Genomic DNA, 20,357 nt, shown 5'->3' on the forward strand with positions numbered 1-20,357 from the left:
AATGAAAAAAATCAGCATGATAATTATTGGGGTAATAATCTTTTCTGTTTCTGTTTATGCAGATAAGAAAGCAGAAAACGTCATGGCGAAAGCATTTGAAAGCATGACGCAGATACAGAATGTTGAAGCCATAGCGGTTACTGAAATTAAGAATGAAAAAAACGGCAGTGTGAAAGTGGAAGCGTTGGAAGCTAAAAAAGTGACTGTAATAAAACCATACCAAAAGATAATAAAAAAACTGGATTATACGACTAAAACAGAACTGCCCGGGCAGGATACAGCCGGAGCAGACTTAATACCTGCCGCGCAGGAACAAAAGTATCTGTATCCCAAATGTCTTTTTGGGATGCAGGAATACTTTGAAAACTTTGATTTTGCGCTTTTTGACAAAGACGAAAGGATTAAACAGGGCAAAGAAGAAGTTATTGCGATAAAGAAAGGGCAGGAAACGGAATATCCGCAGATAAGAATAACAGTAAATGGAAATGATGTTGAAATGATGAAATTCTTTGCCATGGACGGAAAGAAATATTATGAACTTATTGTGGATAAGACAGAAAAAATAAAAGCCATAAATGTTCCTGTTGAAATGACAGAAAAGTTTTATACCAACAACGGGACAATGATTAATGTGCTAAAATATGAAAATATAAATTTTTAAATTATCATACCTTGGAAGCGCAAAAGACCTTATTGAAAGCATTCAGGATAAAGTAATGGACTTAAAATACGGGTTTGTGTTTTGATTAATAGAGTGTGTTTAACTGTAAATTCCGCCCACTGATACATGTTAGGGCAAGTTTTCGTTAAGGTTTTTCATGCTTAAAATCAAGTTTTTATCCTTGTAATAAAAAATCCCAAATTGTATAATAAAGAGCCTTGTGAAATCGTTTCACAAGGCTTTTTGCCTTATTATACAAGCAGTTTTGCTTGTGAAATCATTTCACAAGCATATATATTATTTTTGATGGCTGTTATTACATTATTCTTAAAAGGGTGATTATTATGGGCAGATTTGATGAAGTGGCAAAGAAAAGCGTAATGCAGATTAAACCGTATGTTCCGGGGAAACCCGCGGCGGTTGTACAAAGGGAGCTTGGCTTAAAGGATGTAATTAAACTTGCATCCAATGAAAATCCGCTTGGGCCTTCCAAAGCGGCGGTTAAAGCAATGGCAAAGGCATTGAACACGCTTAATATATATCCGGAAAGCGGCGCCTTTGAATTAAGAAAAGCGCTGGCAAAACGCCTTAGGGTAAAGCCCGAAACCTTGTTTTTCGGCAATGGCAGCAATGAACTGCTTCAGATTATTGCGGAAGCATTTGTCTCGCCGGGCGATGAAGTAATGTTTTCGGCTGTTTCTTTTGTGGTGTATTCTATAGCCGCGAACATAGCCGGCGGCACTATAATACAGATACCGCAGGATAATTTCAGCCACAATATAGACGGTTTTATTTCAAGGCTGTCGCCTAAGACAAAACTTATTTTTATATGCAATCCTAACAATCCTACGGGGACAATAATATCAAAAGCGGAATTTGAAAAGTTAATGCAGGCAGTCCCCAAGAACGTTATAGTTGTCCTTGACGAGGCGTATTTTGAATATGTGGACGCCAAAGATTTTCCGGACGGCATTAAGTACCTTTCAAAGTATCCCAACCTTATCGTGTTAAGGACTTTTTCAAAGATTTACGGGCTTGCGGGAGTCCGCGCCGGTTACGGTATTGCGGATGCGGATATTGTTTCTATAATAGAAAGGATAAGGCCGCCTTTTAACATCAACTCCCTTGCGCAGGCAGGCGCGCTTGCGGCCTTAGGTGATAAAGCACATCTGTCCGCCACGCTTAAAACAAATAAAGAAGGGCGCGCTTATCTTTACGCGGAGCTTAAAAAACTGGGGATAAAATTTGTCCCCACGCAGGCAAACTTTATTTTTGTAATGTTTGATAAAAATGCCAGGATATATTTTGAAGAACTTCAGAAAAAAGGCGTAATTATCAGGACGGTGTTTGATAATTTTGGAAGGATTACCATAGGTACAATGAAAGAGAATAAAAGGCTTATTAAAGCCTTAAACGATATAAAGTAAAAAACAAAACCAGGAGGAACAGAAATATGATTATTGTATTAAAACCAAAAACAACTAAGGCGCAGATAAACCACATTGTTAAAAAGATTGCGGGTTTTAAACTGCGCGCGCAGGTATCAAAGGGAAAAGAACGCACAATAATTGCCGTGATAGGCGATGAAAGGGTGCTGTCAACTGTTCCTGTGGAAGCTTTCCCGGGCGTGGAAAAAGTAATGACAGTATTAAAACCGTATAAGCTTGCCAGCAAGGATTTCAGAAAAGAGCCTTCAATTATAGACCTTGGATTGGGAGTGAAAATAGGCGGAAATCATATTGCCATGATAGCAGGGCCGTGTTCCGTTGAAAGCAGGGAGCAGCTTTTAGCCACAGCCAAAGCCGTGAAAGCAGCGGGCGCCAACGTGTTAAGGGGCGGCGCTTTTAAACCAAGGACATCTCCTTACGCTTTTCAGGGAATGGCTGAAGAGGGTTTAAAGATACTTGCGGAAGCAAGGGAACTATACAAAATGCCGGTTGTAACAGAAGTGCTTGATACAAGGCATGTGGAACTTGTAAATAAATACGCGGACTGTTTTCAGATAGGCGCGCGTAATATGCAGAACTTTGAACTTTTAAAAGAAGTGGGCAAAATGAACAAACCGGTGCTTTTAAAAAGAGGGCTTATGTCCACGGTTAAAGAGTGGCTTATGTCCGCGGAATACATCCTTGCCAACGGCAACATGAACGTAATTTTATGCGAACGCGGGATAAGGACTTTTGAAACCGAAACAAGAAACACCCTTGACTTATCCGCAATACCGCTTGTTAAGTCGTTAAGCCATCTTCCCGTGGTATCTGACCCTTCACACGGCACAGGCAAAAAGCCGCTTATTTATCCGATGGCATTGGCATCAGTTGCGGCAGGCGCGGACGGTGTTTTAATTGAAGTTCATCCCAAGCCGGAAACAGCACTATCAGACGGCGACCAGTCATTATTGCCTTTAGAATACAAGAAGCTTGTTGACGACGCAAGAAAAGTGGCAAAGGCGATTGGAAGGACGCTTTAAAGGCGCAGCTAGGCAGCTAGGCAGCTAGGCAGCTAGGCAGCTAGGCAGCTAGGCAGCTAGGCGGATAGGCGGATAGGCGGATAGGCGGATAGGCGGATAGGCGGATAGGCGGATAGGCGGATAGGTCTGGTACTGGTAGGCGCACCTTTTAAGGTGCGGTTGTAGCGAGCCTGTGAGCGGAAATCCCGGCAATGAAGCGAATGTATGAGCGAAAGTAGGCGGGACAGTTGGTGTTGATTTTGATTTTAAAAAAATATAAACAACGCACCCTAAAGGGTGCGGCTACCAAGGCTAAATCTAATAAAGAGATAGCAAGAGCGAATTATAAGAACGGTTCTGGTAGACGCGGGTCTTTAGCCCGCGGTAGTTGAAATGAAAAATATAAACAACGCACCCTAAAGGGTGCGGCTACCAAACCGAAAAGAATAACGACTTGGATATTAATTAAGCAACAAGAGGATATAGCAGAAGCGGTAAAGATATGTGTTTAATGTTTGGCGGGTTTTACTAAGCATCTAACCCTCCAAGCGTCCAAGCATCTGAATTTACAGGAGTTAATATGAAAACAATGTTTAAAAAAGTTACCATAGTCGGGATGGGAATGATGGGCGGAAGCCTGGGCATGGCTTTGCTTAAAAACCGTATTGCAAAAGAAGTATGCGGGGCGGGCAGAAATATTACCAAACTTAATGAAGCCAAGAAACTTAACGCCGCTACAATGGTTACTGATAATTTAGAAGAAGCCGTTAAAGGCGCTGATTTAATTGTTATAAGCGTGGTGGCGGACAAAATAGCGCAGATGTATAAGAAGCTGCTTGAAGCAGGGCTTACAAAAGAAACTATAGTAACTGATATGGGAAGCGTTAAAAAAGAAATAACGGATGATATCTGCGCGTTAAAAGGGTACCGGGATAACTTTATCGGTTCACATCCTATGGTGGGTTCCGAAAAAACAGGGGTAAAAAACAGTATCTTTAACCTGTTTAACGCGGGCAATTGTATCGTAACAGGCAATAAGGACAGCAAGGGCGTGAAAAAAGTAACAGCACTGTGGAAGTCCGTCGGTATGCACACGGTCTTTATGACGCCGCAGCAGCACGATGATGCAGTGGCGGGAATAAGCCATATGCCGCACCTTGCGGCGTTCGCGCTGTTGATATCACAGAAGGGCTGCATAAAAAACAGCAGCAATATAATAGGTTCGGGTTTTAAAAGCATGACAAGGATAGGCGCGTCTGATGAAGACGTCTGGGCGGGAATCCTTTACGCGAATAAGGCGCAGGTATTAAAACAGACGGAAAGATTCAGAAAAGAACTGGAACAGGCAGAAAAAATGTTAAAAGCCGGCAAGCTGGCGGGCTATATAAAAACCGCAAGGCTTTTAAGGGAGTCTCTGGACAAATGAAAAAAATACAGATTGTGCCGGTATCCGGCGTAAAGAAAAAACTTTCAGTGCAGGGTGATAAATCAATTTCACACAGGGCTGTAATAATAGGCGCTCTTGCTGAAGGCCTTACAACGGTGACAAGTTTTCTTGAAGCTGAAGACACAATAAACACTGTCAGAATTTTTAAGAAATTAGGTGTGCAGATAAAAAAAGAAAACGGCACTGTCTATATTCACGGCAGGGGGCTTGCTTCCCTGCGTCAGACTTCTGACGTGCTTTATGTGGGAAATTCCGGAACGGGAATGAGGCTTATACTTGGCGTTTTAGCGGCACAGCCCTTTGTAAGCAGAATAACGGGCGACGCGCAGATAGTAAAAAGGCCCATGAAACGTGTAATTGAACCGCTTCAGCTTATGGGTGCTTCGCTTTCAAGCAATCATGGTTTTGCGCCGGTTACGGTTCAGGGCGGCGCTTTAAGGGCGATAAAATATAAAATGCCCATGGCAAGCGCGCAGGTAAAATCATCGGTTTTACTGGCCGGCCTTTACGCGTCGGGCGATACGGTAATAACAGAACCGGAACGTTCGCGTGACCATACGGAACGCATGCTTAAGTATTTTGGCGCGGACATATCGGTTAAAGGAAATACAGTTGTATTAAAATCCGGGGCAAGGCTTAAAGGAAAAAAAGTTGTTGTTCCGGCAGACATAAGTTCGGCCGCGTATTTTATGGCGGCGGGCGCCCTTATGAAAAAAAGTTCAATTACAATTGTCAATGTCGGTCTTAATAAATCAAGGACCGGCATTATTGATATTATGAAAAAAATGGGCGCGAAAATAAAACTTACCAATTTAAAAAATCAGAACGGCGAAGAAACCGGGGATATAACCGTTTCCACGTCGGCTTTAAAAGGTACTGTTATAAAAGGCGCAATTATTCCGCGCCTTATCGATGAAATTCCCGTAATTGCGGTCCTTGCGGCGGCAGCCAAAGGAAAGACAATAATCCGCGGGGCAAAGGAACTTAGGGTTAAAGAAACAGACAGGATAAAAACTGTCCTTACCAACCTGGACAGGCTTGGCATAAAAACAGAAGAATACGAAGACGGCTTTGCGGTTTACGGAAACGAAGGCAAACCTTTTACTTACGCTTCAATTGATTCATACGGAGACCACAGGATAGCCATGGCGTTTACAGTGGCAGCCCTTGTAAGCGAAAACGGGCTGCTTATAAAAGACATTGACTGCATCAATACTTCTTTTCCGGAATTCTTTACGCTGATAAAAAGCCTTAAGGGGAAAAAGAAATGAAAGAACCATGGAAGATAACATACTTTATAGTGTTCCGTTTTTTAAGGCGGCTGATGTGGGTTTATTTTGTTATTTTTCATAAAATAAAATTTGTTAATACAAATAAGGTTCCCAAAAAAGGCGGATTAATTGTAATGCCAAACCATTCAAGTTATTTTGACCCGCCGACCGCCGGCGCGCTTGGTTTTAAAAGGAATTGCAGGTTTATGGCGCGTGATACGCTTTTTAAAAATAAGATTTTTGGCTGTATAATAGGAAACCTTGGGGCTTTTCCCGTAAAAAGGGGAAGGGTAGACCGGGGAGCGTGGGATAAATTTATAGAACTTGTAAAGGCAGGGTGGGCTGTAATGTTTTTTCCGGAAGGCACAAGGACGCTAACCGGGGAAATTCAGGACGGCAAACCGGGTACGGGTATGCTGGTTTATCAGACCAAAGGAAAGGTGCTTCCTGTATATATTCACGGGGCGTTTGAAGCGTGGCCAAAAGGCGGCAAACCGAAATTATTTACGCCTATCACCATCGTTTACGGCGATGTGATGTCATTTGATGATTTGTTTGAAAAGCCCGAAGGCAGGGAAGTTTACGAGGAAATTACGGCAAGGGTTATAAACAGGCTAAGAGAGATGAAAGCGGACTATTTAAAAAATCAGGGCGATAAAATTAATTAATAATAAGCGGGCTTAATAATGGCAAAGAAGAAAAAGTTTACGGTAACAATAGCGCAGGGTTCCGGGTTTTGTTTCGGAGTTCAAAGGGCCATGAAACTGGCTTTTGAATACGCGGATAAAAATACCGATAAGGGCGTGTATTCTTTAAGGCAGATAATTCACAACCCGCAGGAATCGGCAAGGCTTGAAAAAGCGGGAGCCAGGCATGTGGAATCCGTTGACGGAATAAAAAAAGGCGGCTGTGCCATAATAAGCACGCACGGAATAACGCCGGCAGAAGAAACGCAGTTAAGGGCAAAAGCGGCAGACGTGCTTGACACCACATGCCCTTACGTTAAGAAGATTCATAAAGCCGTGGAAAGGCTTAAAGATGAAGGTTATCAGATTATAATAGTTGGCGATAAAGAACATTACGAAGTTAAAGGTATTTCAGGATACGCGGGTGATAAAGGCATAGTTTTAAACACCGCCGCGGATGTGATGAAAGCGCACCTTGAAAGCAGGGTTGGCGTTGTATGCCAGACCACGCAGAGCGCCGAAAAATTTATGGAAATTGCGGCTGCGGTGATGAAAAAAGTGCTTGTTGGAAGGTACGCTGAAGTAAGGGTGTTTAACACAATATGTGATGCCACCCAGAAAAGGCAGGAAGCGACAATGCAGCTTGCGAAAAAGTCCGACCTTATGATAATAGTGGGCGGCAAGAACAGCGCCAATACAAAAAGGCTTTATGAACTTTCGCGCGGTATATTAAAGGAAGTGCGCCACGTGGAAACGGCGGCGGAAATAAAAAAAGAGTGGCTGAAAGGGAAAACCAGGATTGGAATAAGCGCCGGGGCTTCAACGCCGGAAAGCGCCATAAAAGAGATAATAAATAAAATAAAATACATGGAGCAGCATGATGGAAAATGAGATCAGGAATATAAGGGAAGGAAAGGTCGTAAAAGGTAAAGTAATAAAGAAGAGCGACGGCGACCTTTTTGTTGATATTGGATACAAATCAGAGGGTATTGTCCCCAAAGAAGAAACATCAAGATACAGCTATTATGAAGGGATTAATGAAGGGGACGAAATAGAGGTTCTTGTAAAGCGGATGGATAACGGCGAAGGTGTTGTGCTTTTGTCCAGGATTATCGCGGAAAAGAAAGCCGTGTTTTCCAAAGTGAAGGATTCTTTTCAGAAGGCTACACCGCTTGACGGTAAAGTGGTCAAAGCGGTTAAAGGCGGATTTATTATTGATTTTGGGGCGAATGTGACGGCTTTTCTGCCCTTATCACATGCCAGGGTTCCGGCTGAAGAAATACTTAATAAGTTAATTCCTTTAAAGGTAATTCAGCTGGATGAAGAAAAAAGAAACGTGGTGGTATCCTATAAAGAAGCATCAGGTAATCAGATTAAAAAACCCGCGGAGGATATCAAGGCGCCTGAAAAACAGCAGGAAACAGCCGCTGTAAAACAGGAACAACCGGCAGCCGCGGAACCGGCAGCAAGCGCGCCTGTACAGCAGGTGCAGGAACCGTCTTTTGCCGCGGGATATAAGCATGGCGACAGGTTAAATGTGAAAGTAAAAAATATAACCGACGAAGGGCTTGAAGTTGAGCTTAGCCCCGAACTTAGCGGTTTCATACAGAAACAGGAACTTTCCTATTTTAGAAAGATAAACAACCCGGCTGATGTTTATTCGCAGGGTCAGGAATTTGAAGCGCAGATAATAAATATTGATAAGGATAAAAATAAAGTATTTTTAAGCATAAAAAGGCTTGAAGGCAATCCCTGGTTTGACATGGAAGAACGTTATCCGGTGGATGCAAGGGTGTTTGGCACAGTGGCGGAGATAATTGAAGGCGAAGGGATTAAGATAGAGATGGAAGAAAATGTGGACGCCTTTGTGGGGATGGATGACATATCATGGCAGGGCTTCGGGAAAATTTCCGAAGTGATTAAAGTTGGCGACAAAAAAGAGTTTAAGATACTGGCTGTTGATAAAGTAAAGAACAGGATAGTGCTTGGGTTAAAGGCGCTGACGCAGTCTCCGTGGACGTCTTTTGCCAATGTTTATAAGGAAGGAACCATTGTGGATGTAAAGGTTTTATCAATTGAAGAAGGGTGTGTAATCTGCGAGGTAATAGAAGGCATTAACGGCAGGATGCCGGTAAAGAACAGCGCCAAGATTACCTGCAAAAAAGGCGATGTGGTAAAGGCCAAGATAATTAAAGTGGACAAAGAACTAAAAAAGGTGACGCTTGCCGGCCGCGATATAGAGATGACCGAAGAGAAAAAACAGCTTGATGATTATATGAAGTCGCACGAGCATTCTTTTAAAATGAACGACCTGGTAGACCTTGATAAAGATAAAAAAGGTGAGACAAAATGATAAAAAAAATACCGCTTCCCACGGTAAACAGGCTTTCTCTATACCTTAAATGTTTTTCGGAACTGTCGGCAGGCAGCGTGGAATACGTGTCTTCGGAACAGGTGGCAAAGCAGATAGGGCTTAATCCCGCGCAGGTAAGAAAAGACCTTGCTTATTTTGGCAAGTTTGGCCGCAGGGGTTTTGGCTATCACGTTGAACAGTTAAAAGAGAATATTTCTAAGATACTGGGCACGCATAAAGGCGTAAGGGTTGCCGTGGTCGGCACGGGAAACCTTGGCAGCGCGCTTTTAATGTACCGCGGTTTTGAAGCAAGGGGTTTTAAAGTGGTGGCGGGATTTGACGTGGACCCGGATAAAGTGGGCTGGGAATTAGACGGGGTAAAAATATATGGTTCTGAAGACATGGAAAAAGTGATAAAAAAAGAGAAGATAGAAATTTTAATAATCACCACCCCGGCTGCTGTTATACCGGATATTTTCACCAAACTTAAAAAGACCCCCATTAAGGGCGTGCTTAATTTCGCGGGTAAGCATCTGGTAAGCGATGAAGACATAATAATAAGAAACGTGGACCTTGCGCTGGAACTTGAACAGCTGATGTTTTTTTTAACAAACAAATAGGTTTTATTGGTTATGTTTTTAAACGGACATGCGTGAATGCCGTGGCAAAGCCCGCATTCAAGCGCTGTCCCTACAAGAGCTTTTTTAAAAACAATTTATTTTATAATTGAAAGGCAAAGCAAAAGGAGACTGACATGGGCATGATAACGGTAAATTATAAAGGCAAAGAGTACCAGGCAGAACAGGGCAAAAGGGCCATAGAAATATTAAAAGAAGCAGAAACAGAGACGTCCGCTTTTCTTGTGGCTTCAATAAACGGAAAATTTATTGACCTTGGCACGCCGTTAAATGAAGGCGGTGAATTAAAGGCATTTACTTTTGAAGACGCGGAAGGAAAACAGGCATTCTGGCACAGCACTTCCCATATCATGGCGGCGGCTGTTAAAAGGCTTTATCCCGATACAAAGGTGACAATAGGGCCTTCCATAGACGAAGGGTTCTATTATGATTTTGACAGGGAAAAGAATTTTGGCGATGATGATCTTGTGAAAATTGAAGAAGAGATGATGAAAGTAATAAAAGAAAACGCGGGATTTTCAAGGCAGGAAATATCAAAGAAAGACGCCATAAAGATGTTTTCTGACATGGGCGAAACCTATAAAATAGAAATCATGGAAGGTATTAATGACGACACGGTAAGCACCTATACCACGGCAGGGTTTACAGACCTTTGCCGCGGGCCTCATATAGGCCTTGCAAAAAAGATAAAAGCGGTAAAACTTTTAAAACTGGCAGGCGCTTACTGGCGCGGCGATGAAAAGAACAAGATGCTTCAGAGGATATACGGCATTTCATTCCCGTCAAAAGAGATGCTGGAACAGTACCTGCACACGGTTGAAGAAGCAAAACAGCGCGACCACAGAAAGCTTGGAAAAGAACTTGATTTATTCTCAACTCATGAAGAGTTTGGGCCCGGCTTAATTTACTGGCACCCTAAGGGCGGCGTTATAAGAAAAGAAATGGAAGATTTCTGGCGCAACGAACACATAAAAAACGGCTATGACCTTATATTCTCCCCGCATATAGCAAAGATTGATTTGTGGAATACTTCGGGGCATACCGGGTTCTACCGCGACAGCATGTTTGACACAATGAACATTGACAAAATGGAATACCAGCTTAAACCCATGAACTGCCCTTTTCATATCCTGATGTACAACAACGGAAAGAAAAGTTACCGTGACCTTCCTTTAAGGTGGGCGGAACTTGGAACTGTTTACAGGTATGAAAAGTCGGGCGTATTGCACGGGCTTATGAGGGTCCGCGGCTTTACACAGGACGACGCGCATATTTTCTGCAGGGAAGACCAGCTGGAATCAGAAATCATAGAAGCGCTGAATTTTGTAATGTTTATTTTAAGGACATTCGGCTTCTCTGAATTTGAAGTGTATTTAAGCACCATGCCTGCTGACCATATAGGCGATGATTCAGTGTGGGTAAAGGCGCAGGACGCTTTAAAGTCCGCGCTTTCAATTGCAGGGCTTAAGTACGGCACAGATGAAGGCGGCGGCGCTTTTTACGGGCCAAAGATAGACATTAAAATAAAAGACGCGCTTAACAGAACGTGGCAGTGTTCCACAATTCAGGTGGACTTTAACCTGCCGGAACGTTTCAACATCAATTACACAGGCAAGGACGGCAAGGAACACAGGGCGATTATGATACACAGGGCGCTTATGGGTTCGCTGGAACGTTTTTTTGGCGTGTTAATAGAGCATTACAAAGGCGCGTTCCCTGTATGGCTTGCGCCAAAACAGGTAATGATTTTAACCATTACAGAGCGCTGCGATGATTACGCGAAAGAACTGGCAGCAGAGCTGAAGAAAAACAATATCAGGGTTGGCCTTGACCTGGACAGCGAAAAAATAGGAGCCAAGATTAGAAAAGCCACAATGGACAAAGTGCCGTACATGTTAATCCTTGGCGACAAAGAAGTGGAAAGCAGGACCGTATCGGTAAGAAAAAGAACGGGCGAAGAAGAAAAAGGCGTGGACTTTATAAAGTTCATTGAAATGGTCACGGCTAAGATTAAGAATAAAGAACTTGGAATTTAATTAACCTGTAAAAGGATTAAAGTTGAAAAAAAAGACGGTATTTTCCTGCGCAAGCTGCGGGTATCAGTCGGCGAAATGGCTTGGAAAGTGCCCTTCCTGCAATGAGTTTAACACGTTTCAGGAAGAAACAGAATTTAAGGGCAAAGCCGGCGCAGATTACAGAAAGTTTGAAAGTGCGTCTGCGGCAAGCCCGCTTAAGGATATTAAAGCCGGCGAAGAAGAACGCATAACCACCGGCATAGAAGAAGCAGACAGGGTGTTCGGCGGCGGTATTGTAAAGGGTTCGCTTGTATTGATGGGCGGTGAACCCGGCGTGGGCAAGTCCACAATCGCGCTGGATATTGCGGACAGGATAGCCGCGCGTTACGGCAATGTGCTGTATGTGTCGGGAGAAGAATCCCTAAGGCAGATTAAGATGAGGGCTGACAGGACGGGAATTAAATCGGAATCGCTGAAGGTAATGTCAGAGACTTCGGTTGAAAAAATATCCGATATCATTGAAAAAGACAAACCCGCCCTTGTGGTGGTGGATTCAATACAGACTGTATATAAGGAAGAGATTGAAGGCGCGGCAGGAAGCGTTAATCAGTTAAGGGAAAGCTGCGCCCAGCTTTTGTATGCCGCAAAAAAGACAAACGTGCCGGTGATAATAATAGGGCATGTGACAAAAGAAGGCACAATAGCCGGGCCTAAGATGCTTGAACACATGGTGGACGCGGTGTTATACCTTGAAGCGGAAAAGTATTACCAGTTTAAGGTGTTAAGGGCGGTAAAAAACAGGTTTGGCTCCACCAATGAAATAGGGATATTTGACATGCAGGCATCTGGCATTAAAGAGGTAAAAAGCCCGTCAAAATTACTGCTGGATGAAATGAAAGAAACAAAGACAGGCAGCGGAATAGTAACCGTAATGGAAGGCACGCGCGCCCTTCTGCTGGAAATTCAGGCGTTAACCGTGCGCAGAAGCTACGGCAATCCGCAGAGGACGGTTACGGGAATTGATTACAACAGGTTTCTTCTTATAGTGGCGATTCTTGAAAAGAACCTTGATTTAAAACTTGATAACTGCGATATATTTTTAAACGTGGCCGGCGGCATAAAGATAGTTGAAACAGCGGCAGATTTAGGCGCCGCCGCCGCCATATACAGCAGCCATACGGGCAGGCCTGTTTCCACCAAGTCGGTTTTTCTTGGGGAACTGGGGCTGGACGGCGAAGTAAGGCCGGTTAGGTTTCTGGAACAGCGCCTGGCAGAGGCGGAAAGAATGGGTTTTAAAACAGCCTATGTGCCGGAGCGTTCAAAGGCGGGAAAAAGCAGGATGGAAATTATAAAGATTGGAAATGTAAGCGCGCTTACAAAACTTTAAAAAAACGCGCGGATTAAATTAAAAGGTGGTGAGAAAAAAATGAAGTATTTTATTTATCTGTTGTTTATGGCGGTTTCAGTTTTTGCCGGGGTTATGCTTTATAAATCCAATTCATTATACGGGATTATTACATTGTCCGGCGCGGCAGCCGCGGCCCTTATGATTATCGGGGATATATTCCTGTCCGGTAAAGAGGCAAAAAAAGGGTCGGTTTATCCTAAATTACTTGATACCAGCGTAATTATTGACGGAAGAATCAAGGATATCTGCAGGGCCGGATTTCTGGAAGGCACACTTATCGCCCCGAAATTTGTGCTTCACGAACTTCAGTACATAGCTGATTCGTCGGACCACATGAAAAGAAGCAAGGGGCGCAGGGGGCTGGATATTTTAAATGACCTGCGCAAGATGCCAAGCGTCACGCTGGAAATAGTTGATAAAGACTATCCGCAGACAAGGGAAGTTGACCAGAAACTGGTATTAATGGCAAAAGAGACGGGCGCTAAAATTATTACTAACGATTATAACCTTAATAAAACCGCGGAGATTCAGGGCGTTAAGATTCTTAACATTAACGACCTTTCCAATTCGGTAAAACCGTCTTTCCTTCCCGGTGAGCGCATAGGCGTGAAAATTATGAAGGAAGGAAAAGAAAAAGAACAGGGCATAGCATACCTTACGGACGGCACGATGATAGTGGTTGATAACGCCAGAAAACTTCTTAATAAGAAGATAGATGTGGTGGTTACCAACGTATTGCAGACAGACGCCGGAAGGATGATATTTGCCAGATACGAACAGGGCGGCGACAGCCGTGAGAACCGCGGCGCGCGCGGATATTTTAAAAGGCCGTTCCGCCGTAATGACAGAAACCAGAACCGTAATAACAATACTAACAGTACCACGCAGAGTGCGCCTGTAAGTGAAGCGCACAGTGAAGAACCAAAAAAGGAAAATGAATGAAGACAGCGGCAATAATTGTGGCTGCCGGAAGCGGAAAACGCTTTGGCGGAGCCGTACCAAAGCAGTATCTTAAGTTAAAAGGCAGGGAAATTCTTGCGCACGCGGTATCTGTTTTTGAAAAGTCGCGTGAAATAGGTTTGATACTGCTGGTGGTATCCCCTGATTACAGGGAATTTGCCGGGAAGATGATAGTAAAGAAATATGGTTTTAAAAAAGTCGCAGGCGTTATAGACGGGGGTGCACAGAGATATGACTCCGTCTATAACGCCTTAAAGTTTCTAAAGAAGATGGCTGTTGATAACGTCCTTATTCATGACGGCGCAAGGCCGTATTTTGAACCGGGCCTTATTACAGATGTTTTAAGAGAGTTAAAAAAATATCCTGCGGCAATTCCTGTTAAAAAAGTTTCTTTAACCGTTAAAAAGGTTAAGGGCGGTTTTTTAAATGGAACGCTGGACAGGAATGAATTAAGGACGGCAGAGACGCCGCAGGGATTTCGGTATAAAGAAATCCTTAAAGCGTATGAAACCGCTGACTTTAATAAGCTTAAACCAACAGACGACGCGCAGCTGTTTGAAGCGCGCGGAAAAAAAGTAAAGGCCGTTGAATATGAAGGCATTAACATAAAAGTAACCACTAAGCAGGACCTTGAAATATTAAAGGGACTGCCGTATTTTAAGAAATTAAAGGGGTGATTTAAGTGCGTGTAGGCATTGGATATGACGTACACAGGTTAAAAAGAGGCAGGCGGCTGTTTTTAGGCGGCGTGGAATTTGAAAAAGCCGAATTCGGGCTGGAAGGCCATTCAGACGCGGATGTCCTTATTCACGCCATAATGGACGCAATGCTGGGCGCCGCGGGCTTACGCGACATAGGTTATTATTTTTCGGATAAGGATGAAAAATATAAGGGGATAAGAAGCACGGAACTTTTAAAACAGGTAAAGGAACTTATTGAAAAAGAAGGTTATGTGATAGGCAATGTGGATTCAATAATAGTGGCGGAATACCCAAGGGTTGCACCGTACATAGAAAAGATAAAAACGTCGCTGGCGCAGTGCCTTGGCGTTAAAGAGTCCCAGGTGGCCATTAAAGCCACAACAGAAGAAGGCCTTGGATTCACCGGCGCCAAAGAAGGCGTAAGCGCGCACGCGGTTGCGGTTCTTAAGGAGAAAGCGTAAATGATAAAGGTTCACAATACAATGACGGGAAAAACAGAAGAGTTTGTACCTGTAACGCCGGGCGAAGTGAAAATGTACGTCTGCGGGCCTACTGTATATAACTACTTTCACATAGGCAATGCCAGGATTTTTGTGGTTTTTGATACCATAAGAAAATACTTTGAATACAGCGGATATAAAGTGAAATTTGTCCAGAATATCACCGACATTGAAGATAAAATAATAAACAAGGCCGCGGCAGAGAGTATTACCTGGCAGGACGTGGTGAAAAAATATACTGACGCGTATTTTGAAGACACGCAGGCGCTTAAGGTAAAAAAACCCGATGTAAGCCCGCGCGCCACTGAAGAAATTGAAGGCATGATTAAGATGATATCTATATTAATAGAAAAGGGCAACGCCTATGCGTCAAAGAACGGCGTGTATTTCAGCGTGGCAAGTTTTAACGGGTACGGAAAACTGTCGCACAGGAATATTGACGACCTGCAGGAAGGCGCAAGGGTGGATGTTGATGAAGAAAAGAAAAGCCCGCTGGATTTCGCACTGTGGAAATTTTCCAAGCCGGGAGAGCCGTTCTGGGAAAGTCCGTGGGGCAAGGGCAGGCCGGGCTGGCACATAGAATGCTCCGTAATGTCTTCAAAATACCTTGCCGAGACATTTGATATTCACGGTGGCGGCGCGGATTTGGTTTTCCCCCACCACGAAAATGAAATAGCGCAGTCAGAGGCGTGCACAGGCAAAGAGTTTGCCAAATACTGGATGCACGGCGGATACATGAATATTAAGGGCGAAAAGATGTCCAAATCAAAAGGCAACTTTGTAATGGTCCGCGACCTGTTAAAGGATTTTTCCGCGGAAGTTATAAGGATGTTTATCTTGTCAGCGCATTACCGCGGGCCGCTTGATTTTTCATATGAAAATATGGAACCGGTAAAAAAAGGGTATTCCGAATACTATTACACCCTTCAGCGTTTAAACCAGCGCCTTGAGGGTATTAATATTAATGAGCAGATAAAACCGGATAACAAATTCATAGCGGAATTCAAAAGTTCCATGGATGAAGATTTTAATACGTCCAAAGCGCAGGCCGTTATATATAACTGCCTTGCGGAAATTAAGTCTAAACTGCCGAATATGACAGATGCTGACGCCGCCGAATATGACGCTGTGCTGCGTTTAATGGGCGGGGTGCTTGGCATAGTGCCGGAAATAAAACCGGTTGACCCGCAGGTTATTGACCTGGTAAAGCAGATAGGTGTTTTACGTTCTGAAAAGAAGTACGAAGAAGCGGATTTATTAAAGAAAAAAGCGGCGGAGACGGGTTACATCCTTGAATTCACCAAGGCGCGGACATATATCATAAGGGAGTTAAAATAGCATGTGGGTATACGGCAGAAATGTTATAAGAGAAGTAATAAAAAATGACAGAAAAATATATGAACTTGTTGTCTTGAAAGACGCGGAGAAGATGTCGGATGTAATTGAAGAGGTAAGGCAAACAGGCGCGAAAATAACAATAACTGACAAAAAGAACCTTGAAAAGATAACAGGCACAGACAAGCACCAGGGAGTTGCCGCTTCAATAGAAGGGTTAAAAGCGTGGGGCATTGACGAATTTTTACGAAAACACGCGGGAGAAGAGAATATAACAGTGGCTGTGCTGGATTCCATAGAAGACCCGCACAACCTTGGAGCTATAATTAGAAGTTGCGAAGTTTTTGGTGTCTGTGGTATAATTGTGACTTCAAAAAGGCAGTCGCCGGTGAATGATGCTGCTTATAAAGTTTCAGCCGGTGCAGCGGAATATATAGAAATGGTGGTTGTAAGCAATATTAACAACGCTCTTGAGATTTTAAAAAAGAATGGTTTCTGGATTTATGGCCTTGATTTAAAAGGCGATAAATTTATAGATGAAACAGATTTTGACAAGAAGACAGCTTTTGTCCTGGGCAATGAAGGCGCAGGAATGAGAGAACTGGTAAAGAAAAACTGCGACTTTCTTGTTAAAATAAAACAGAAAGGCAGAATTGACTCTTTAAACGTGTCAAACGCCGCCGCTGTTGTTTTCTATGAACGGATGAGGAAGATCGGCGGCTGAGAAATAATAGCGGATTAAGCTATAGGCAATTAAGCATAAGCGGGTTTCGCTATAGCTTAAATGCTTAAACTTCTAAAGTGCTATGTTTTGCCGTGGTAGCCGCGTCCTTTAGGGCGCGTTGTTTATAACGCCGAAATTTAAGAAATAAAAAGTATATGGGCTGGCGTAGCTCAGTGGTAGAGCGTCTGATTTGTAATCAGATGGTCGGAGGTTCAAGTCCTCTCGCCAGCTCCATAGAAAAATAGATAGAAAAGATCTGGTAGACGCGGGTCTTTAGCCCGCGGCAGTTGATTTAAAGATACAGAGAATTGTTCTTAAAAAGATAAAGAGATGATATGAAATAGTGGGGAGGTTCCAGAGTGGCTAAACGGGGCAGACTGTAAATCTGTTGGCTAACGCCTTCGATGGTTCGAACCCATCCCTCCCCACCATTATTTTATTTATGTGAAATATGCTTGAAATTTCAGCATATTCTTGTATAATCTTGCAGTGTTATTATATAAGTTTTGGCTTGTTCTTTAAATGCGGGAGTAGCTCAGTTGGTAGAGCGCTAGCCTTCCAAGCTGGATGTCGCCGGTTCGAACCCGGTCTCCCGCTCCATAAAGACTTGGTAGACGCGGGTCTTTAGCCCGCGGCAGTTGAAGTTGAAATAATAGCAAATTAAGCTATAGGCAGTTAAGCATAAGCGAAATATAGAAAATTAGCTCGGTTTCTTTAAAAGGTTAGGTTAATTGAAATCATACACAGATGGGCGCTTAGCTCAGTTGGTTAGAGCATCTGCCTTACAAGCAGAGGGTCGGGGGTTCGAGTCCCTCAGCGCCCACCATAAAATTTACGTAGTTGAAATTGTAGTGAAGATAGTAGATAATATAAAAACCGCTTATAACAAAAAGTTTAGCGGGGGTGTAGCTCAGTTGGTTAGAGCGTCTGCCTGTCACGCAGAAGGTCGCGAGTTCGAGCCTCGTCACTCCCGCCATAAAATAAAAAACCCGCTTAACCGCGGGTTTTTTATTTTATGGCAGAGAATCGACAATCGATAATTGAGAAATATAATACAAAGTCAATTCGGGCGATTCTCGATTCTCGATTTTCAGCAGTTAGCCGGCCTTGTCGTAGAGAATCGAGAAATAAGGCATGGATATAGAATCGCGCCGGAAGGCGAGCATTGACGGGCAATTCTCGATTCTCGATTTTCGGCAGTTAGCCGGCCTTATGGCAAAGAATAGAGAAAACGATAATCGATAAATAAGGCATGGATATAGAATCGCGCCGGAAGGCGAGCATTGACGTACAATTCTCGATTCTCGATTTTCGGTGTTTGCAGTGTATTTGTATTTAATGAAACCATATGCGGGAGGGGTCATATGCCGTTTTTATTTGAAAATCTTGATGTTTACAATCAGTCTATGCAGCTTGCCGATGAACTTACCAGTGTTACCGAGACGTTTTCTAAGGGTAAATATTATCTTAAAGACCAATCAAACCGTGCCGCGTTATCTGTACCAAATAATATTGCGGAAGGCAATGGCAGGTTCACTAAGAACGACAAAACGCATTTTTTTCACATAGCCAGGGGCTCGGCTTTTGAATGTGTTTCTATATTAGAACTGTGTAAAAGAAAAAAATTAATCAGCGATGCAAAAAATCAGGAATATAAAAGCCGGATTGATAACGTATGCCGGATGATATCGGGATTGATAAAAAGCCAAGATAAAAGGTAATTAAATAGGCTTTTTGTTTTTATACGGTGTTGAGTCTCGAAGATAAATTCCGCACTGCCGTAAGGTAGAAAAACTAAATAGTGTCAGCGGAATTTCAGAGGGCATGCGCAGCAAATTTTAGGCGAAAATTTGCGTAGTAGGCAAGCCTTGTTACTTCTGCCAGGTAAAAAGCCTGTTCGTTTTGTAGATGGTTTATTTTTGATGGTTTTTAAGATTCAAAATGAGTTATCTTTCTATTGCCTTTGCTTTACTTGGTGGTAAAATGAAACTATGATAAAAAAAGCGGAAATGTTAAAAAGTGGTAGCATATATAAATATAACTTCGGTCTGCTATTTTTATTTTTAACTTTAATTTTAAGTGCTTTTTCTGGTGCTGCTACATTAACAATTTCTGTAAGTCTTCCGGATGGAAAACCGGTTCAAAACGCTGAAGTAATTTTAGAGCGTATTTATCCTCCTGAAAGTGAGATTAAGATAGGTAAGACAAACTCCCAAGGTAGAACTAAAGTCCGATTTGATGATAATGATTCGGCTAAATCAAATAGGGGGTATGGAATACTTCAATTTGCGGTTATTAAAGAAGATTACCGGTGGGAAAAGTCACCGATTTATATTTGGGAAAAAGATAAAAGTTGGCAAGATAAAATGTCGAAAGAAATTGGTAGAGAAAGAGAGCATTTGGTGGTTGAAATGAAAGATGAAATACAGTGGGATGTTAAACTGAGTAGAGCGGTTAAAAAAATCATTACAATAGCCGATGAGACAGGAAACCCAATAAAAAAATGTAAGATGCAATTAAGAAAAGATTTTTTTGATGATCTTTCTGGGGAATGGATGAATTTCACGTCTCCTGTTATTTATGAAACGGATGATAATGGCGAGTTTGCGGTAAACTCCGAATATGGACGAAACTATAATCTTTCTGCGGAAGATGATGAATATATTAGTGAAAGCAATAGATATACAACGATACAAGGAATAAATTTTTTATTTAGTCCGCAGGTTGAATTACTTAAATTTGTTTTCGTAGAGAATCATAAAGAAAAATTAAATGTATTTGTCAGAGAGGATGATACAAAAAAACCTATCAGGGATGCTCGGATATGCCTAAAGACAAGTTATGGTGATTGGGTTTCAACTACTTGTGTTGCTAAAACAAATGATGAAGGGATTTCAACCCCTGTTGATTTTTACCCCAAAAAAACAAAGATGATAGGGGTAACTGCTGATGAATATCAAGAACAATGGATCGATGCGGAGCGTTTTTCTTCTGATACCCCAATTGAATTTAAACTTAAGAAAATTAAGTAGTAGTTTACTAAAGTGATTTGCGTATACCTGATATATTAGAAAGAGAACTAAATAACATTCCGGGTTTTTCTGTTAATAGCCAATCTTTATGTACTTTACAACAACATGTAAATTGCTAGAGTTTATTCTTATATGGTATTGAGGCTTGAAGAGAAATTCCGCGCTTACTAAACGTTA

The 20,357-nt window shown here is 42.6% G+C and carries 18 protein-coding genes and 5 tRNA genes; all 23 read left to right on the forward strand.

Going from position 1 to position 20,357, the window contains the following annotated elements; all coding sequences use genetic code 11:
• Window position 1: 1 nt before the first annotated feature.
• The 23 genes from CVV21_09490 (at window position 2) to CVV21_09600 (ending at window position 20,180) form a co-directional block, all read left to right on the forward strand.
• A complete protein-coding gene (locus tag CVV21_09490) occupies window positions 2-661 on the forward strand; it encodes a hypothetical protein (GenBank protein ID PKL91025.1) in 660 nt (219 codons plus the stop codon).
• A 362-nt stretch (window positions 662-1,023) separates the two neighbouring features.
• Entirely contained in the window at window positions 1,024-2,088 is a 1,065-nt protein-coding gene (locus tag CVV21_09495) for a histidinol-phosphate transaminase (GenBank protein ID PKL91154.1), read from the forward strand.
• A gap of 26 nt (window positions 2,089-2,114) precedes the next feature.
• Window positions 2,115-3,131 (forward strand): 3-deoxy-7-phosphoheptulonate synthase, encoded by a 1,017-nt coding sequence (aroF, locus tag CVV21_09500; GenBank protein PKL91026.1) that lies wholly within the window; start codon window positions 2,115-2,117, stop codon window positions 3,129-3,131.
• Between the two features lie 559 nt (window positions 3,132-3,690).
• Complete coding sequence (locus tag CVV21_09505; protein PKL91027.1) at window positions 3,691-4,536, forward strand: hypothetical protein; 846 nt, start codon at window positions 3,691-3,693, stop codon at window positions 4,534-4,536.
• Window positions 4,533-5,828 (forward strand): 3-phosphoshikimate 1-carboxyvinyltransferase, encoded by a 1,296-nt coding sequence (aroA, locus tag CVV21_09510; protein ID PKL91028.1) that lies wholly within the window; start codon window positions 4,533-4,535, stop codon window positions 5,826-5,828. Before CVV21_09505 ends, aroA begins: the two co-directional genes overlap by 4 nt.
• Window positions 5,825-6,496, forward strand: a complete 672-nt coding sequence (locus CVV21_09515; protein PKL91029.1) for a hypothetical protein — start codon at window positions 5,825-5,827, stop codon at window positions 6,494-6,496. Before aroA ends, CVV21_09515 begins: the two co-directional genes overlap by 4 nt.
• Window positions 6,497-6,514: 18 nt before the next feature.
• Window positions 6,515-7,405, forward strand: coding sequence for a 4-hydroxy-3-methylbut-2-enyl diphosphate reductase (ispH, locus tag CVV21_09520; GenBank protein PKL91030.1), 891 nt, complete (start codon window positions 6,515-6,517; stop codon window positions 7,403-7,405).
• Entirely contained in the window at window positions 7,392-8,867 is a 1,476-nt protein-coding gene (locus CVV21_09525; GenBank protein PKL91031.1) for a hypothetical protein, read from the forward strand. Before ispH ends, CVV21_09525 begins: the two co-directional genes overlap by 14 nt.
• Complete coding sequence (locus tag CVV21_09530) at window positions 8,864-9,487, forward strand: redox-sensing transcriptional repressor Rex (GenBank protein PKL91032.1); 624 nt, start codon at window positions 8,864-8,866, stop codon at window positions 9,485-9,487. The genes CVV21_09525 and CVV21_09530 overlap by 4 nt, the downstream gene beginning before the upstream one ends.
• Before the next feature lie 134 nt (window positions 9,488-9,621).
• On the forward strand, window positions 9,622-11,541 hold the full coding sequence (locus tag CVV21_09535; GenBank protein ID PKL91033.1) for a threonine--tRNA ligase: 1,920 nt from the start codon (window positions 9,622-9,624) through the stop codon (window positions 11,539-11,541).
• 22 nt (window positions 11,542-11,563) lie between these two features.
• Window positions 11,564-12,907, forward strand: coding sequence for a DNA repair protein RadA (locus CVV21_09540; GenBank protein PKL91034.1), 1,344 nt, complete (start codon window positions 11,564-11,566; stop codon window positions 12,905-12,907).
• 39 nt (window positions 12,908-12,946) lie between these two features.
• Window positions 12,947-13,870: a PIN domain nuclease gene (locus tag CVV21_09545; protein ID PKL91035.1), complete on the forward strand. Its 924-nt coding sequence runs from the start codon at window positions 12,947-12,949 to the stop codon at window positions 13,868-13,870.
• Window positions 13,867-14,565 (forward strand): 2-C-methyl-D-erythritol 4-phosphate cytidylyltransferase, encoded by a 699-nt coding sequence (gene ispD / locus CVV21_09550; GenBank protein PKL91036.1) that lies wholly within the window; start codon window positions 13,867-13,869, stop codon window positions 14,563-14,565. The genes CVV21_09545 and ispD overlap by 4 nt, the downstream gene beginning before the upstream one ends.
• Before the next feature lie 5 nt (window positions 14,566-14,570).
• Window positions 14,571-15,050, forward strand: a complete 480-nt coding sequence (locus tag CVV21_09555) for a 2-C-methyl-D-erythritol 2,4-cyclodiphosphate synthase (protein PKL91037.1) — start codon at window positions 14,571-14,573, stop codon at window positions 15,048-15,050.
• Window positions 15,051-15,053: 3 nt separating this feature from the next.
• Entirely contained in the window at window positions 15,054-16,427 is a 1,374-nt protein-coding gene (locus tag CVV21_09560) for a cysteine--tRNA ligase (GenBank protein PKL91155.1), read from the forward strand.
• Between the two features lies 1 nt (window position 16,428).
• Window positions 16,429-17,148: a 23S rRNA (guanosine(2251)-2'-O)-methyltransferase RlmB gene (locus CVV21_09565; protein PKL91038.1), complete on the forward strand. Its 720-nt coding sequence runs from the start codon at window positions 16,429-16,431 to the stop codon at window positions 17,146-17,148.
• 159 nt (window positions 17,149-17,307) lie between these two features.
• Window positions 17,308-17,382 (forward strand) — tRNA-Thr (locus CVV21_09570).
• 111 nt (window positions 17,383-17,493) lie between these two features.
• A tRNA-Tyr gene (locus tag CVV21_09575) sits at window positions 17,494-17,579 on the forward strand.
• Between the two features lie 93 nt (window positions 17,580-17,672).
• Window positions 17,673-17,748: transfer RNA gene (locus CVV21_09580), tRNA-Gly, on the forward strand.
• 149 nt (window positions 17,749-17,897) lie between these two features.
• Window positions 17,898-17,974: transfer RNA gene (locus CVV21_09585), tRNA-Val, on the forward strand.
• A 73-nt stretch (window positions 17,975-18,047) separates the two neighbouring features.
• A tRNA-Asp gene (locus CVV21_09590) sits at window positions 18,048-18,124 on the forward strand.
• 388 nt (window positions 18,125-18,512) lie between these two features.
• The gene (locus tag CVV21_09595; protein PKL91039.1) at window positions 18,513-18,869 is read left to right on the forward strand and encodes a four helix bundle protein; all 357 of its coding nucleotides are present in this window, start codon (window positions 18,513-18,515) and stop codon (window positions 18,867-18,869) included.
• Window positions 18,870-19,139: 270 nt separating this feature from the next.
• Window positions 19,140-20,180, forward strand: coding sequence for a hypothetical protein (locus CVV21_09600; GenBank protein PKL91040.1), 1,041 nt, complete (start codon window positions 19,140-19,142; stop codon window positions 20,178-20,180).
• The last annotated feature ends 177 nt before the right edge of the window (window positions 20,181-20,357 follow it).

This window comes from Candidatus Goldiibacteriota bacterium HGW-Goldbacteria-1, from assembly GCA_002839855.1.
Lineage (GTDB): Bacteria > Oederibacteriota > PGYV01 > PGYV01 > PGYV01 > PGYV01.